Annotated in this window: 15 protein-coding genes, 1 tRNA gene and 1 other RNA gene; 9 read left to right on the top strand and 8 right to left on the bottom strand. The window is 33.4% G+C overall.

The window, feature by feature from the left end; genetic code table 11:
- Nucleotides 1–83 precede the first annotated feature (83 nt).
- The 3 genes from mnmD (at nt 84) to hemW (ending at nt 2,645) form a co-directional block, all read left to right on the top strand.
- Nucleotides 84–746 carry a tRNA (5-methylaminomethyl-2-thiouridine)(34)-methyltransferase MnmD gene (gene mnmD, locus Q4548_RS10880; RefSeq protein ID WP_303454836.1) on the top strand — a complete coding sequence of 221 codons (663 nt, stop codon included), beginning with the start codon at nt 84–86 and terminating at the stop codon, nt 744–746.
- A 218-nt stretch (nt 747–964) separates the two neighbouring features.
- Entirely contained in the window at nt 965–1,519 is a 555-nt protein-coding gene (ruvC, locus tag Q4548_RS10875) for a crossover junction endodeoxyribonuclease RuvC (protein WP_303454834.1), read from the top strand.
- A 1-nt stretch (nt 1,520) separates the two neighbouring features.
- Nucleotides 1,521–2,645 carry a radical SAM family heme chaperone HemW gene (gene hemW, locus Q4548_RS10870; protein WP_303454832.1) on the top strand — a complete coding sequence of 375 codons (1,125 nt, stop codon included), beginning with the start codon at nt 1,521–1,523 and terminating at the stop codon, nt 2,643–2,645.
- A 20-nt stretch (nt 2,646–2,665) separates the two neighbouring features.
- Here hemW and Q4548_RS10865 read toward each other — a convergent pair whose 3' ends face one another.
- Nucleotides 2,666–4,003 carry an aldehyde dehydrogenase family protein gene (locus tag Q4548_RS10865; RefSeq protein ID WP_303454826.1) on the bottom strand — a complete coding sequence of 446 codons (1,338 nt, stop codon included), beginning with the start codon at nt 4,001–4,003 and terminating at the stop codon, nt 2,666–2,668.
- An 86-nt stretch (nt 4,004–4,089) separates the two neighbouring features.
- Between Q4548_RS10865 and Q4548_RS10860 the strand changes: the two genes are divergently transcribed.
- From Q4548_RS10860 to Q4548_RS10850, 3 genes are all read left to right on the top strand, one after another.
- Nucleotides 4,090–4,449, top strand: a complete 360-nt coding sequence (locus Q4548_RS10860; protein WP_303454824.1) for an MmcQ/YjbR family DNA-binding protein — start codon at nt 4,090–4,092, stop codon at nt 4,447–4,449.
- 76 nt (nt 4,450–4,525) lie between these two features.
- On the top strand, nt 4,526–5,134 hold the full coding sequence (locus Q4548_RS10855) for a GDSL-type esterase/lipase family protein (RefSeq protein WP_303454821.1): 609 nt from the start codon (nt 4,526–4,528) through the stop codon (nt 5,132–5,134).
- A gap of 20 nt (nt 5,135–5,154) precedes the next feature.
- Nucleotides 5,155–5,883: an esterase family protein gene (locus tag Q4548_RS10850; protein ID WP_303454819.1), complete on the top strand. Its 729-nt coding sequence runs from the start codon at nt 5,155–5,157 to the stop codon at nt 5,881–5,883.
- On the opposite strand, the gene Q4548_RS10845 is transcribed toward Q4548_RS10850, so the two are convergent.
- Together Q4548_RS10845 and Q4548_RS10840 are read right to left on the bottom strand one after the other, a co-directional pair.
- Complete coding sequence (locus Q4548_RS10845) at nt 5,880–6,338, bottom strand: OsmC family protein (RefSeq protein ID WP_303454818.1); 459 nt, start codon at nt 6,336–6,338, stop codon at nt 5,880–5,882. The genes Q4548_RS10850 and Q4548_RS10845 overlap by 4 nt on opposite strands.
- Nucleotides 6,331–7,728, bottom strand: a complete 1,398-nt coding sequence (locus Q4548_RS10840; protein ID WP_303454815.1) for a dipeptidase — start codon at nt 7,726–7,728, stop codon at nt 6,331–6,333. The genes Q4548_RS10845 and Q4548_RS10840 overlap by 8 nt, the downstream gene beginning before the upstream one ends.
- Nucleotides 7,729–7,819: 91 nt before the next feature.
- On the opposite strand from Q4548_RS10840, the gene Q4548_RS10835 reads away from it, so the two are divergent.
- A tRNA-Leu gene (locus tag Q4548_RS10835) sits at nt 7,820–7,901 on the top strand.
- A 108-nt stretch (nt 7,902–8,009) separates the two neighbouring features.
- Here Q4548_RS10835 and Q4548_RS10830 read toward each other — a convergent pair.
- Nucleotides 8,010–8,645: a hypothetical protein gene (locus Q4548_RS10830; protein ID WP_303454812.1), complete on the bottom strand. Its 636-nt coding sequence runs from the start codon at nt 8,643–8,645 to the stop codon at nt 8,010–8,012.
- A 77-nt stretch (nt 8,646–8,722) separates the two neighbouring features.
- Here Q4548_RS10830 and Q4548_RS10825 point away from each other — a divergent pair, with 77 nt between their 5' ends.
- Nucleotides 8,723–9,262: a DNA mismatch repair protein MutS gene (locus Q4548_RS10825; protein WP_303454810.1), complete on the top strand. Its 540-nt coding sequence runs from the start codon at nt 8,723–8,725 to the stop codon at nt 9,260–9,262.
- A gap of 216 nt (nt 9,263–9,478) precedes the next feature.
- On the opposite strand, the gene Q4548_RS10820 is transcribed toward Q4548_RS10825, so the two are convergent.
- The 4 genes from Q4548_RS10820 to Q4548_RS10805 are packed head-to-tail and all read right to left on the bottom strand — an operon-like array spanning nt 9,479 to nt 14,569.
- Complete coding sequence (locus Q4548_RS10820) at nt 9,479–11,311, bottom strand: ABC transporter ATP-binding protein (protein ID WP_303454808.1); 1,833 nt, start codon at nt 11,309–11,311, stop codon at nt 9,479–9,481.
- Nucleotides 11,312–11,317: 6 nt separating this feature from the next.
- Complete coding sequence (locus Q4548_RS10815) at nt 11,318–13,036, bottom strand: phospho-sugar mutase (protein WP_303454806.1); 1,719 nt, start codon at nt 13,034–13,036, stop codon at nt 11,318–11,320.
- A 56-nt stretch (nt 13,037–13,092) separates the two neighbouring features.
- Complete coding sequence (locus tag Q4548_RS10810; protein WP_303454804.1) at nt 13,093–14,046, bottom strand: glycosyltransferase family 2 protein; 954 nt, start codon at nt 14,044–14,046, stop codon at nt 13,093–13,095.
- A 7-nt stretch (nt 14,047–14,053) separates the two neighbouring features.
- Nucleotides 14,054–14,569: a DUF4199 domain-containing protein gene (locus tag Q4548_RS10805; RefSeq protein ID WP_303454802.1), complete on the bottom strand. Its 516-nt coding sequence runs from the start codon at nt 14,567–14,569 to the stop codon at nt 14,054–14,056.
- A 143-nt stretch (nt 14,570–14,712) separates the two neighbouring features.
- Here Q4548_RS10805 and ffs point away from each other — a divergent pair.
- Nucleotides 14,713–14,812, top strand: an RNA gene (ffs, locus tag Q4548_RS10800) — signal recognition particle sRNA small type.
- Nucleotides 14,813–14,859: the final 47 nt, after the last annotated feature.

Below are 14,859 nucleotides of genomic sequence, written 5' to 3'. Positions count from 1 at the left end.
TATAAAAATTGTAATCATTGCTATAAAAACACTTTTTAACAAACTATAATAATACCTATATTTGCCAAAACAAACGAACAGTTTTGAAAAGAAAAATTATCATAACTTCTGATGGGTCTACCACCATACATCTACCTAGCTGGAATGAGAGCTATCATTCCACCCATGGAGCTATTCAGGAGGCTTACCATGTATTTATAGAACATGGATACAAAGCAACAGAAAAAGATGATTTTTCTATTTTAGAAATTGGTTTTGGTACAGGCTTAAATGCTTTTATCACGTTGTTAGAGACAGCAAAAGACCAACGTAAGGTGGATTATGTAGGGATTGAGGCTTATCCTGTAAGAGAAGATGAATTGTTGGCATTGAATTATGTATCAGAATTGGATACCAGAAATATGTCACACAAATTTGAGGAAATGCATCTTACTCCGTGGAACAAACCACAGCAAGTTACGGGGAATTTTTCCTTAACCAAACGTCAGATGTTTTTTCACAACCTTCAAGATGTTGAAACTTATGATTTGATTTATTTTGATGCTTTTGGAGCAAGGGTACAACCTGAACTGTGGACAGAAGAAATTTTTGAGCTGATGTTCAAAGCATTAAAGCCAGAAGGTAAAATAGTAACATATGCTGCTAAAGGAAGCGTGCGTAGAGCAATGCAGACCGTAGGTTTTCAAATAGAAAGACTGCCTGGGCCTCCGGGTAAAAGAGAAATGTTAAGAGGAACTAAAAAATAATTCCATGACTGAGTTTTCAAGAACGAAAAGGAAAAAACCGAATCGAGTTAGAGTAATTGTACTTGTAGTTGTATTGTTTGTTGTCTTGTATTTGTTGAAAAATGCAGATACTTTGGTCTCTCAATTTTTTGGGAAGTAAAGACTTTGTTTGGAACTTAGAATCGAATTCTAATCTTTTACTTTTCACTACCTTCGTTATCATCCTTAAACCACAAGTATTGGCATTAGAAAGAATCATATTAGGAATAGATCCAGGAACCACTATTATGGGGTTTGGGGTAATCAAGGTTGTAGGTAAAAAAATGGAATTTGTTCAAATGAACGAATTGCTGTTGAGTAAATACAGGGATCCTTATGTAAAACTTAAATTGATTTTTGAACGTACCATTGAATTAATAGATACCTATCATCCTGATGAATTGGCTATTGAAGCTCCTTTTTACGGCAAAAACGTACAATCTATGCTGAAATTAGGAAGAGCACAAGGAGTTGCCATGGCTGCGGCTTTGTCTAGAGACATTCCTGTAACGGAATATTTGCCCAAAAAAATAAAAATGGCCATTACCGGAAACGGAAATGCAAGTAAAGAACAAGTGGCTTTAATGCTTAAAAGTTTGTTAGATTTAAAAACGCTGCCTAAAAATTTAGATGCTACTGATGGATTGGCTGCTGCTGTCTGCCACTATTTTAACAGCGGAGTAAAAGTAGGAGGAAAGAACTATACAGGTTGGGCAAGTTTTGTAAGTCAGAACGAAAGTAAAATTGTAAAATAAAATGGCAGGTTTGTATCTACACATTCCGTTTTGTAAAAAAGCGTGTCATTATTGTGATTTTCACTTTTCCACTTCGTTAAAACACAAAACTTCTTTTTTAACTGCTTTAGAGCAAGAAATTGTTTTAAGAGCTGATGAGTTTAAAAATATTATTGTTGAAACCATTTATTTTGGTGGAGGAACTCCAAGTATTTTAGAGGTTGATGAAATTAAATCCATCATTGCAATTATAAGAAGCCATTACGATGTTATTGTTTTGCCAGAAATTACCTTAGAAGCCAATCCAGATGATTTGTCTGATGAAAAAATAAAAGAATTAGCCACTACAGAAATTAATAGGTTGAGTATTGGTGTGCAATCTTTTGGTGATAAGGAATTGCAAATGATGAATAGAGCACACTCGGCACAAGAAGTAAAACAATCTTTAAAAACTGCTACTCAATATTTTGACAATATTACTATTGATTTGATGTACGGAATTCCAGGTTTGTCCGTAGAAGAATGGAAACAAAATATAAAAGAAGCTTTGAGTTTTGGAGTTGATCATATCTCTTCTTATGCTTTAACGGTGGAAGAAGGAACAGCATTGCATCATTTTATCAAAGAGGGAAAATATCCGGCTTTAGATGAAAATTTAGCAGCTTCTCATTTTGATGTTTTAGTGGCAGAACTACAACAGGCAGGCTTTGATCATTACGAAATTTCAAATTTTGGAAAACCTGATTTTTACTCTAAGCACAATACGTCTTATTGGTTGGGTAAATTTTATTTAGGGTTTGGACCATCTGCACATAGTTATAGAGGGAGTGTAAGGAGTTGGAATGTGGCGAATAATGTAAAATATATAAAAGCTTTATCGGAAAATAGATTGCCGTCAACTCAAGAAATTTTGTCTATAAAAGATCGATATAACGAATATATCATGACAGGTTTGCGAACTATATGGGGTGTTTCTTTTGCTAAAGTTGAACAAGATTTTGGTGTTGAAACATTGGCTGTTTTAAAAAATCAAATACTTCCTTTTTTAAAACAGGGAACATTAGAAATTGAAAAAAATCAGCTAAAAACCACTCAGAAAGGTAAGTTCTTAGCTGATGGAATTGCCTCTGAATTGTTTTGGGTTTAAAACAATAGATTTACTGTTTTTTACAAAGCAATTGTTTTTGCATTTAAAAAAGTCTTAAATCCGTCTTCTCCTAATTCCTTTCCGTATCCTGATTTTTTAATACCTCCAAAAGGATATTTTACATCAGATTTTACAATTTTATTGATACTTACATAGCCTGTTTCAATTTGAGCAGCCCAGTTTTTTGCTTTTAAAATATCACGTGACCAAATAGCAGTACCCAAACCATAGTCTGTGTTGTTAATATCTTTGAGCAAAGTGGTTTCGTCTTTGTAGGGAATCAAACAGATTACAGGTCCAAAAATCTCTTCTTTTAAAATTTCATTATCAGTGTTTAAAATCAAGATTGTAGGTTCAAAAAAAGGTGATTTTATGTTTCCTCCAGTTAATAGTTGAGCTCCTAAATCAACAGCTTTCTCTACTTGATCTTTTAGAATGGGTAAAAATTCTGCTTTAGAAATGGGACCCATAGTTGTTTTGAGATCTAAAGGGTTTCCTAAAATCAATTCATCAATTTTAGTTTTAAATACATCAACTACATCATTTAGCTTGCCGTGGGGAATAAAAATCCTTTTAGGAGCAATACATACTTGTCCTGCATTTGCCATTCTAGAATTAAAGGTGGCGGTTAGAGCTGTTTCAAAATCTGCATCGTTCAACAAAACACAAGCATCTGTACCTCCTAATTCTAATACAGATTTTTTTAAATACTTGCCTGCTAAACTTGCCACGGAACTACCAGCTTTGGCACTTCCGGTAACACAAACCCCTTGCACTACGGAATGCGCTACGATTTGTTCTACTTGGGCAATGTCTACAATTACGTTGGTAAAGACATGCTTTGGGAAACCTGCTTCTAAAAATAATTCTTGAAGAAATTCTCCACAACCAAAAGTGTTTGGGGCATGTTTTAAAATGCTTACATTTCCGGCCATAATGTTTGGGAATACAAATCGGAATACTTGCCAAAGAGGGAAATTCCATGGCATAATTCCAAAAACAGCACCTGTAGGTGTATAGTGAATATAAGTGTTTTCGTCTATGGTTACATCACTTAAAAAAGTTTCAAAATTCTGAGTAAAATAATCTATTAAAGTTTTGCATTTTTCTACTTCTGCAATAGCTTCTTTAATAGGTTTTCCCATTTCAGTACTCACTAATGTGGCCAAAGCTTCTTTTTCGTTGATCAATAATTGACCAAGTTTTAAACCTAATTTCTGTTTCTTTGAATTTGATGTTTGTTTCCATTGGTCGTAACTATGATTGATGAAATTAAGTTCTAATTCCAATTCTTTATTTGATAAGAAAGAATATTGATTTATCTTGTCTTGATTGTATGGATTGATGGTAAAACTCATAAAAATCTTAGTTTTAATTGTAAACTTACAAAATAGAATAAGATCTCTTGTCCGGTTTTATAAGGAACTATAAATTTAAATAAAATATGAATATAGAAGATTTAAGAATGTATTGTCTTTTAAAATTACACGTTACAGAAAGTTTTCCTTTTGATGAATCTACGTTGGTTTTTAAAGTGGTTGATAAAATGTTTGCATTGACAGGGTTGGATAAACTACCGCATGCTGTAAATTTAAAATGCGATCCAGAACAAGCTTTAGTATTAAGAGAAAATTACAATGCAGTGGCTCCAGGATATCATATGAGCAAAAAACATTGGAATACCATTTTGTTAGAAGATGATATGTCTAGTCATGATTTAAAAAAGTGGGTAGATCATTCTTACGATTTGGTTGTGGCTAGTTTTTCTAAGAAGAAACAGAAGGAATTAGGGTTTGTAAAGTAGTTAAATAACAGATGTTTAGAATTCTAAAGTGTTTTTTTGATTAACTTTGCACCTCTATTTTTAAAAGATTACGAAGATGTTTTGGTACAATGAAGAAATAAATAGGCTAGAAAAAGAAAAAAAAGCGTTGACTTACGTTCCTGAAATGGTTTTTTACGGAAGTTCATCGTTTAATTTGTGGGATGATTTGACAGTCTTCTTCAAAGAATACAAGCCGATTAATTTGGCTTTTGGAGGTTCTACCATGGCAGCATGTTCATGGTTTTATAAAAATAATTTTGAAGGTTTGCATCCAAAAGCAATCATGATTTATGCTGGGGATAATGATTTAGGAGACGGAAGACACCCTGAGGAAGTGGTGTTGTTTTTTAAGACATTGTTAACACAGATTAGAGAAGATTATGGAAATATACCCGTTACATTTGTGTCTATAAAACCAAGTCCTAGTAGATGGTATTTGGCAGGAAGCATACGATACACAAATAGTAAAATAAAAGAATTGGCAGAGTCGGAAGAAAACCTTTATTTTATAGATATTTATGAAGCAATGTTGAATGAAAAAGGAGAACCAAATGGCGATTATTTTATAGAAGATGGTCTGCACTTGAATAAAAAAGGGTATCAGGTTTGGTTTAATATTATTTCTGCTCATTCAGAATCGTTCGCTACATTGCAAAATAGTTAAACGGTGTATAATATATAGCTATGAAAAGAGAATACCACAAGTGGTATAGTCCCAATTTAGAAAGAGATATGGAGTTGCTTGTCTTTGGACATGCTGGTGCCAAAGTTCTTTTTTTTCCGCCTAGAATGGGACGCTTTTATGATTATGAAAACTGGAGAGTGATTAAGGCTCTAGAAGAAAAAATTGAAAACGGTTATTTGCAGATTTATTGTTTAGACAGCATAGATACAGAAACTTTTTACAACAATTTTGTACATCCAGGACATAGAATATATAGACACAATCAGTATGAAAACTACATTCTGAGTGAGGTATTTCCTTTGATGGAAGAGTTGAATAACAATCCTAATATCATTTCTGCTGGATGTAGTTTGGGTTCCTATCACGCAGTAAATATTGCCATGAGACATCCTGAATTGTTTTGCAAAGTTGTGGGAATGAGTGGTCGTTATGATTTGACAATTTCCAAAGGTTACTATGGTGATTTACTTGAGGGTTACCATAATGACTATGTGTATTTTAACATGCCAAATCAATATTTGAAAAATGTAAATGATGAGGTTTTAATTGAAAATATTGCCAAGCTAGATATCATTTTAGCAGTAGGAAAAGAAGATTTATTTTTAGAAAGCAATTATCATTTACGAACTATTTTTGACGAAAAACAAATTCCATATCAGTTTTACGAGTGGGATGGAGAAGCACATAGAGCTAAATATTGGCGAAAAATGGTGGCAATTTATCTTTAGTTGCTAATTTTTGGAAGGTATTTTATCTTAAAATTGCACGATCTTGCAATAAAACAATATTCGTTAGCTTGTTCAAACAACAAAACTACTTTTTTTAAATTTTCTTCATATGTCTTGATGTTGGGTTGTAAAATAACCTCTTCAAATTGACCACTTCCATTTGCGTTTACTTTTAAAAAACCAATGGGTTCGTCTTGATAGGATTCAATTTTTATTTTCTCTTTGCTACACAAATAAAAAAAGGACATCATATGACAAGATGCCAAAGCCGATAATAAAAGTTCTTCGGGATTGTAAAGATTGGCATCTCCATGAAAAGTTGCATCCGCAGAACCTATAATAGCGGGCTTGTTTTCAAAACTTAATTGATAGGTTTTGCTATATCGATAGTTTTTATTCAAATCGATAGCACCTTGCCATAAGAGTCCTATTTTGTACTTGTGTGTGTTACGCATTTTTAGTGTATAGTTCCGTAAAGTGTTTGTAAAAATAAGGTATAGTTTCTATCCCTTTGTAAAAGTTAAACACTCCAAAATGCTCGTTAGGAGAGTGAATGGCATCGCTGTTAAGTCCAAACCCCATCAAAATAGCATGACTTTTAAAAACATCACTAAACAAAGAAACAATAGGGATACTTCCTCCTGAAGGTTGTGGAACCGGAGCTTTGTCAAAAGTTTCAGAATAGGCTTTGTGAGCAGCTTGGTAACCTATAGAGTCTAGTGGAGTTCTGTAAGCTTTTCCACCGTGATGTGGTTTTACTTTTACTTTTACAGATTTTGGAGCTAAGCTTAAAAAGTAATCTGTAAATAGTTGGGTAATCTTATCAGGATCTTGACCCGCTACCAATCGCATAGAAATTTTTGCAAAAGCTTTGGATGGCAATACTGTTTTGGCTCCTTCACCAATGTATCCTCCCCAAATTCCATTTACGTCCAAAGTAGGTCTAACAGAACTTCTTTCTAGCGTAGTGTATCCTTTTTCTCCCTCTTCTTTAGCTATGTTTAAGGCTTTGTTGTATTCAGTCTGATCAAAAGGAGCTTTGGCCATTTCAGATCTTTCTTCCGCAGACAATTCATAAACATCGTCGTAAAAACCAGGAATGGTAATGTGGTTGTTTTCGTCTTGTAATTTTGCAATCATTTGACTCAATATGTTGATAGGATTCGCTACAGCACCTCCAAAAAAACCTGAATGCAAATCTTTGTTGGGTCCTGTTACTTCTACTTCTACATAACTCAAACCTCTCAAGCCTGTAGTGATAGAAGGTTGTGTATTAGAGATCATTCCTGTGTCAGAAATTAAAATCACATCGTTTTTAAACAATTCAGCATGTTCCTTAATAAAAGGAGCAAGGCTTGGAGAGCCTATTTCTTCCTCTCCTTCAATCATAAATTTTACGTTACAAGGTAGTTGTTCTGTAGCAATTAAAAATTCCAGTGCTTTAATGTGCATAAACATTTGCCCTTTGTCATCGCAAGCACCTCTGGCAAAAATGGCTCCCTCAGGATGGATTTCAGTTTGTTTTACAATGGGCTCAAAAGGTGGAGTATCCCAAAGTTCTAAAGGATCCGAAGGTTGTACGTCATAATGTCCATAAACCAAAACGGTAGGAAGATTGCTGTCTATGATTTTGTCAGCATACACTACAGGATTACCTTGGGTTGTTAATTGCTGAATGTTTTCGCAACCTATTTTTTCTAATGCATCTGCAACGGCTTGTGCAGTTTGTAATATTTGTGGATTGTATTCTGAATCTGCACTAATAGATGGAATTTTTAACAATTCAAAAAGTTCATTTAAGAAACGATTTTCGTGTTGTTTTATGTAAGAATGTATGTTTTTCATGATGCTAATTAAATGGTAGTACTAAAATATAATATTTCTCTTTGCAAATTGCAAGTATTGTGTATATTTGCATTCGTTAAAGATTTTAACAGCGGGCGTGGTGGAATTGGTAGACACGCTAGACTTAGGATCTAGTGCCTCGCGGTGTGAGAGTTCGAGTCTCTCCGCCCGTACAAAAAAACTTCTGTGAAAACAGAAGTTTTTTTCGTTTATGGAGTTTATCCAGACATAAAAAAGCCTTCACAATTTGTAAAGGCTTTTTTTTATGTGTAAAGTGAAAATTATAAAAGTTGTTCTTTAACTTTTTTGAAAATGATTCCCATTTCTCCAGCAATTAATTTAGAGGTGTTTAGATAGGTTTCACTTTTATTTGTAGAGTTTTCTTCAGTTTTAGGGTCTGTATATGGCAAATGAAAACGTGAAGACGCTTCTAAAATAACAGGACAATTTTGTTCAGCATGATCACAAGTTGTAATGGCTATAAAAGGAGTTTCGTTAATAGGATGTTCAATAAGTTTAGAAAAACCTAAGACTTCCTTTTGAGAACCAAAATAATTTATAATATATTTTGAGTTTTTATGGCTGAATTCTTCTAAGCTAAATTTAAAACCACAAGCTTCTAATGCTTTTATGGTATTGTTGTGGAAAGAGGTTGTTTCGATACCACTAGAAAAACTATATCCAGTATGAATGTGGTAATGCTCCATGGCATAATAAGCCCATAATTGAGTAAGTTGACTTCTTCTAGAGTTGTGTGTGCAAATAAAATTTATATTTACAATTCCTGTTTTATTGATTGTCTCAGCAATTTTATTAGCAATATTTTGTATTAAAATTTCTCTTTGAATTCCTAACTTTGTGTTTTTTATTGCTTTTTCAAATACATCTTTAATGTTGTTTTTGGGGATAGTAGTCATCAGCGCTTTTTTTTCATGCTAAGAGACAAATATAATAGGATGTGTATGATCATATGTTAATATAAAATTAAGTAAAAATGAAACTTAAAATAGGTGACAAGGTATTGGTCAAGGACACAATTGTTAGAGGTAAAGTTGCAAACATTACAAAAGGAAAAATATTTGTTTTGGATGAAGATGGTTTTGAATTGCCTTACGATGAAAGTCAGTTGATTTTAGTAAATATTGAGCAGTCTAAATTGTCTATGTATACAGACATCAATAACAAAATGCTAAGGCAGAAAGAAAATTTGACAGAAGTACCTAAACGTAGTGCTAAAAAATCCAAACAAGAAAAGTATGGGGTGGTGATGGAGGTGGATTTGCATATAGAAAGATTGGTGAAATCTAAATCGGGAATGTCTAATGCAGATATTTTAAACAAACAATTGGATACTGCTAAACATAAAGTAGAATTTGCTCTCAAAAACAGAATTCCTAAAATTGTATTCATTCACGGCGTGGGGGAAGGTGTTTTGAAAGATGAATTGTATCGAATTTTTAACAGATACTCCCTGCGGTATGAGGAAGCATCTTATCAAAAATATGGTTTGGGAGCTACAGAGGTTAGTTTTTAAAACAAAAGAGTGAGAAATTGATTTGTGCAAAGCCTTTTTTCTACATCTCGACTCCATTTGATGATCCTAATAGTTGACTTTAGAGTATTAAACCTTGAGCTATTCTGACTCCGATTGATGAGCGTAATCGGAAACCTTGAAACTTGCCTAATATAATCATGTTCTAATGTAAATGGTCACTGAATGTAGTCCAAGTGTTGTATCTGTTTTTTGATGTTATGCTTCTAAAGATTGCATGTTTACCAAATTGTAATAGTTCCCTTTCAACGCTAATAAATCTTCGTGTTTTCCTTGTTCTATAATTTCTCCTTTTTTAAGCACTACAATCACATCTGCATTTTGAATGGTAGACAATCGATGGGCAATAACAATAGAAGTTCTATTTTCCATCATGTTTTCTAAGGCTTGTTGTACCAAGTGTTCAGATTCTGTATCCAAAGCAGAAGTAGCTTCGTCTAAAATCATAATTGGTGGATTTTTAAAAACGGCACGCGCAATAGCAATACGTTGTTTTTGACCTCCAGACAACAATCCGCCACTATCACCTACAGGGCTTTCGTATTTTAATGGCAAATCTTTAATGAACTCATGTGCATTGGCAACTTTAGCTGCTTGTATTACAACCTCATCTGTAGCGGTAGGAACTCCTAAAGCAATGTTGTTTTTGATAGTGTCATTAAAAAGTAAAGCTTCTTGAGCTACAATTCCCATTTGGGCTCTTAAAGACAAGGTATCTATGTTTTTAATGTCAATCCCATCAATAGTAATTTTTCCTTTGTTTACATCCCAAAAACGAGTAATTAAATTTGCTAAGGTAGATTTTCCACTACCAGATTGTCCAACCAAGGCTACTGTTTTTCCTTTCGGAATGGTCAATGAAAAGTTTTTCAGTACATATTCTTGATCGTATTTGAATGAGATATTATCAAACACAATTTCTTTTTCAAAACCAGTAATCTTAATTGCATTTTTCTGATCTGCCAAAGGATTGGTAGAGTCTAAAATTTCTATAACTCTTTCTCCTGCAGCATTCCCATTTCTAAGGTTGTTGTTTGCTTTTGAAATTGTTTTAGCAGGTGTTAGAATATTGTAAGAAAGAGCCATAAAAACAATGAAAGCACTAGAACTGATGGATTCTCCTGCTAAAACCATTCTTCCTCCAAACCACAACAAACAGGAGATGGTTGCAATTCCTAAAAATTCAGAAGTTGGACTAGACAAGGCAGCTCTTTTTCCCATCTTATTACTAAGCATTCTAACATTTTCACTCAGCTTGTGGTATTTTTGGGTGATAAAATCTTCGGCATTAAATGCTTTTATAATTTTTAATCCGGTGATAGATTCTTCAATACTGCTTAAAATTTCACCTCCTTGACTAAAGATTGATTTGGCTTGTTCTTTTATTTTTTTGGTAATACGAGAAATTACGAATCCAGAAACTGGAATAAAAGTGAACATAAATAAAGATAGTTCCCAACTCATGCTAAACATGATGATCAATGTGAAAACAATATTCAAGGGTTCTCTAATAAATACAATAACCAAATCTAAATAAGTGGAGTTTACAATACCAATATCGTTGGTAGCTCTGGCAATAACATCTCCTTTTCTTTTTTCGGAAAAGTAGGAAACTGGTAAGGAAATTATTTTTTCAAATACACGATCTCGGATGTCTTTAAGCACATTGTTTTTTAAAAAAGTCATGTACAGGTTTCCTAAATATCCAAATATGTTTTTTAGTAAAAAGACAAAAACAATAATGAATACAAGATACCCTAAAGTACTGTCTGTACCGTTTAGATTTGTGTTGTGGGTAACAAAGTAATTTAGATAATTTTCTAAATATTCTTTGTTCAAATGAAAAAGACCAGGGAATTCTGGTAATGTGGTTCTTTTTTTTGTTTCTCCAAACAACACGCTTAATGTTGGCATTAATGCAACATAGGACAATGCTGTAAAAAGTGCATAAAACACGTTAAATGTAATGGCAAAAAAACCTTGCCATTTGTATGGCAAGGCAAAGGATAAAAATCTTTTAAAGTTTTTCATTAAAAATTAGTTAAGGCTTAATTCCTTAATAACATCTTGTATTTTTTGATCTAATTGAGCTTCTACTTTTTCAGCATCTTCAATTTTACTTAAAGCACCTTTTACTCCAAAGTAAAATTTGATTTTTGGTTCTGTACCACTAGGTCTTACACAAACTTTAGTTCCGTCTTCTGTATGATAAATCAATACGTTAGATTTAGGAATGTCCATTGTAGTTTCTTCTCCAGTGATGATGTTTTTCTTGATGGAAGATTCATAATCACAAACGTATGCTACTTTAGAACCTAAAATTTCCTTCATAGGATTGTTACGGTATTCTACGAGCATTTGTTGGATTTGAGCAGCACCATCCATTCCTTTTTTAGTAATAGAAATTAACGACTCTTTGTAAAAACCATGCTTAACATAAATATCTAGCAATTGTTGGTACAACGTAGTTCCATTTGCTTTTGCATGAGCAGCCATTTCACAAGCTAATAAACAAGAGGTAACAGCATCTTTATCACGTACAAAGTCACCAATCATGTATCCAAAACTTTCTTCACCACCACCAATAAATTCCTTTTCAGGATAGTCGGCGATAGATTTACCAATCCATTTGAATCCTGTTAAGGTAATTACGGTTTCAATTCCGTAATAGTCTGCCAATACTTTTACCATTTCGCTTGAAACAATGGTAGTTGCGGTAAATTGATTTCCATTTAATTTTCCTGCAGCTTCTTTTTGTTTGATTAAGAAATCAGTCATTAAAATCATGGTTTGGTTACCATTCAACAACTTCATGTTTCCTTCTAAATCTCTAACAGCAATTCCTAAACGGTCACTATCAGGATCACATCCCATTAAAATATCAGCTCCAATTTTGTTAGACAATGCTGTAGCCATTGCCAATGCTTCTGGTTCTTCTGGGTTTGGGGACTTTACGGTAGGGAAATCACCATTTGGAACGGCTTGTTCTTCTACCAAAGTAACATCACTAAAACCTGCTTTCTCTAACACTTGAGGAACCGATTTTATAGACGTTCCGTGTAATGAAGTAAATACAACTTTTAAGGCAGATCTATCAATATCTCCAAAGGTTCCTTTGGCAACAGATATTTCGTTAAAAGCATTGTCAACGTCTTCTCCAATATAAGTTAACAAACTATCGTTCGCTTCAAATTTAATGGTATCAAAAGAAACTTTGTTTACTTCATTAATAATCAATCCATCATTTGGAGGAGTTACTTGGCAACCATCTGCACCGTAAACTTTGTATCCATTATATTCTGGTGGGTTGTGAGAAGCGGTTAGTACAATTCCTGTATCAGCTCCTAAATGACGAACAGCAAAAGACAATTCTGGAGTGGTTCTTAAATCATCAAATAGAAAAACTTTAATACCATTTGCTGTAAAAACGTCTGCTACAACTTTGGCAAACTCTTTACTGTTGTGACGACAATCGTAAGCAATAACAGCACTAATTTCTTTGTTAGCATTGTTAGCTATTAAAAAATTAGAAAGTCCTTGGGTTGCTTTTCCTAGTGTATATTTATTAATTCTGTTGGTTCCAGCTCCCATAACTCCACGCATTCCTCCCGTTCCAAATTCCATGTTTTTATAGAATCGGTCTGTTAATTCTTCTGGGTTATTGTCTATTAAATCTTGGATTTCTTTTTGAGTTTCTGCATCAAATGTAGAACTTAACCATTGCTTTGAAGCTTCAATAATTTCAGGAGTTACCATGTGTAATTAATAAGTTTAATTAATATTTTAGTTGATATAAATATAGAAAATCTAGTTTAGATTTCTTTTTCTATATAGTATAAATTGTTTGTTTTTCTGTTTTTTAATATCATCTCTCCAATAAAGCCTGCAATGAAGAGTTGAGTCCCTAAAATCATAGTGATTAAAGCGATGTAAAATAAAGGGTTATCTGTAATTAAGCTTGCTTTTTGATGGTGGTAAAATACGGTGATAAGTTTGTTAATACCAATGTATGCGGTGACAAAAAAACCAAAAACAAACATAAATGTTCCCATCAAACCAAAGAAATGCATAGGACGTTTGCCAAATTTTGACAAAAACCAAAGGGTAATCAAGTCTAAGAAGCCGTTGGTAAAACGATCGATTCCAAATTTAGTTTCTCCATATTTTCTGGCTTGGTGCTGAACGGCTTTTTCTCCAATATTTTTAAAACCAACATTTTTTGCAAGTATGGGAATGTAACGGTGCATTTCTCCAGTTACATCAACACTTTTAATGACTTGATTTTTATAAGCTTTTAATCCACAATTAAAATCATTTAGTTCAATTCCAGATGTTTTTCTAGCTGCCCAATTGAACAATTTAGAAGGAATGTTTTTTCTTATTTTAGAATCGTAACGTTTCTTTTTCCATCCGCTGACCAAATCATAGCCGTCTTCGGAAATCATTTTGTACATGTCAGGAATCTCTTCAGGACTATCTTGCAAATCAGCATCCATAGTTACAATAACATCACCTTGGGCTTTTTTAAACCCAGCATTCAAACCTTGCGATTTTCCAAAATTTTTCAGGAATTTAATTCCTTTTACATGTGGGTTTTCTAATTGCAAAGTGTTGATGACTTTCCAAGAATTGTCTGTGCTTCCGTCGTCAATAAATATAAGTTCGTAACTATAGTTGTTTTGTTCCATTACGGTTACAATCCACTGATGTAGCTCCCGTAAGGAACCTTCTTCATTTAATAATGGAATTACAATAGATAGTTGCATGTTTTTATTATTTATTTCGAACAAATATAGCAGTAATGATGGCAGTAATAAAGCCAATAAATAAATTGATGGCAATGCTAAACAAAATAGTTCCTGGTAAAAAAGCATTGTTTGCCAATTGTACAGCATTGTTTAAATCTTCAGTTTTGTCAAACTGACCAGAAGCTAACAAACGTTCTCTGTTGATTTGCTCAAATTTTGCCATGGTGTCTGGTTCTATGTTGTAAACAAACAAAAGCGTGTAAATAATGTAAACCAATGCGGTTAAAAACCCAACAATCAATCCTGGTTTGATGATTTCTCCAAAACTGTTAAAAGTGCCGTGTTTCTTTAAATAAACCAACGTGATAACAACTAATATGATAGGGATCAATAGTCCTAATAACGAAAAGAAAGAGGTTCTTTCTCCAATATAAGGGTTGGTGTTGGTTGCGTAATACAAGATCAACTCGTTTAAAACTAATAGAAAACCAGAAATCAATCCGAATTTTATAACTGGTTTTGTGCTGAAAAATGAATTCATGAGAACTATTTTTATTTAAAATTTATGGGCAAATATAGTTATTTATTAGGCTAAAGTACCTAGTTGCAACAAGATGAATTCTATGTTAAAAAATGATGTGTTAAATGTTGTGAGAATTGTAATAAGGTTGTAGATTTGCAGTCGGGTAAGTCCTACACAACTAGCTCCCTCGGAATTCCCCCAGGGCGGGAACGCAGCAAGGGTACTTGGTCGTAGCGGTGTGATGTAGTTCGCTTACCCTTTTTCAACGAAACATTAGTAAGTTTATTTATACAGAAATCCAGTCTTAA

Origin of the sequence: Wenyingzhuangia sp. 2_MG-2023, assembly GCF_030548295.1 — a bacterium.
Taxonomy (GTDB): Bacteria; Bacteroidota; Bacteroidia; order Flavobacteriales; family Flavobacteriaceae; genus Wenyingzhuangia.
Note: the sequence above shows the minus strand (reverse complement) of the source record. Positions and strands in the feature narration are given on the sequence as shown.

Excerpts from the sequence above, each read along its gene's own strand:
- Q4548_RS10810 (WP_303454804.1), bottom strand. The coding sequence starts at position 14,046 with ATGCAACTATCTATTGTAATTCCATTATTAAATGAAGAAGGTTCCTTA.
- Q4548_RS10840 (WP_303454815.1), bottom strand. The coding sequence starts at position 7,728 with ATGAAAAACATACATTCTTACATAAAACAACACGAAAATCGTTTCTTA.
- Q4548_RS10805 (WP_303454802.1), bottom strand. The coding sequence starts at position 14,569 with ATGAATTCATTTTTCAGCACAAAACCAGTTATAAAATTCGGATTGATT.
- Q4548_RS10830 (WP_303454812.1), bottom strand. The coding sequence starts at position 8,645 with ATGACTACTATCCCCAAAAACAACATTAAAGATGTATTTGAAAAAGCA.
- Q4548_RS10850 (WP_303454819.1), top strand. The coding sequence starts at position 5,155 with ATGAAAAGAGAATACCACAAGTGGTATAGTCCCAATTTAGAAAGAGAT.
- Q4548_RS10845 (WP_303454818.1), bottom strand. The coding sequence starts at position 6,338 with ATGCGTAACACACACAAGTACAAAATAGGACTCTTATGGCAAGGTGCT.
- Q4548_RS10820 (WP_303454808.1), bottom strand. The coding sequence starts at position 11,311 with ATGAAAAACTTTAAAAGATTTTTATCCTTTGCCTTGCCATACAAATGG.
- Q4548_RS10815 (WP_303454806.1), bottom strand. The coding sequence starts at position 13,036 with ATGGTAACTCCTGAAATTATTGAAGCTTCAAAGCAATGGTTAAGTTCT.
- Q4548_RS10825 (WP_303454810.1), top strand. The coding sequence starts at position 8,723 with ATGAAACTTAAAATAGGTGACAAGGTATTGGTCAAGGACACAATTGTT.
- Q4548_RS10860 (WP_303454824.1), top strand. The coding sequence starts at position 4,090 with ATGAATATAGAAGATTTAAGAATGTATTGTCTTTTAAAATTACACGTT.
- Q4548_RS10855 (WP_303454821.1), top strand. The coding sequence starts at position 4,526 with ATGTTTTGGTACAATGAAGAAATAAATAGGCTAGAAAAAGAAAAAAAA.
- Q4548_RS10865 (WP_303454826.1), bottom strand. The coding sequence starts at position 4,003 with ATGAGTTTTACCATCAATCCATACAATCAAGACAAGATAAATCAATAT.
- hemW (WP_303454832.1), top strand. The coding sequence starts at position 1,521 with ATGGCAGGTTTGTATCTACACATTCCGTTTTGTAAAAAAGCGTGTCAT.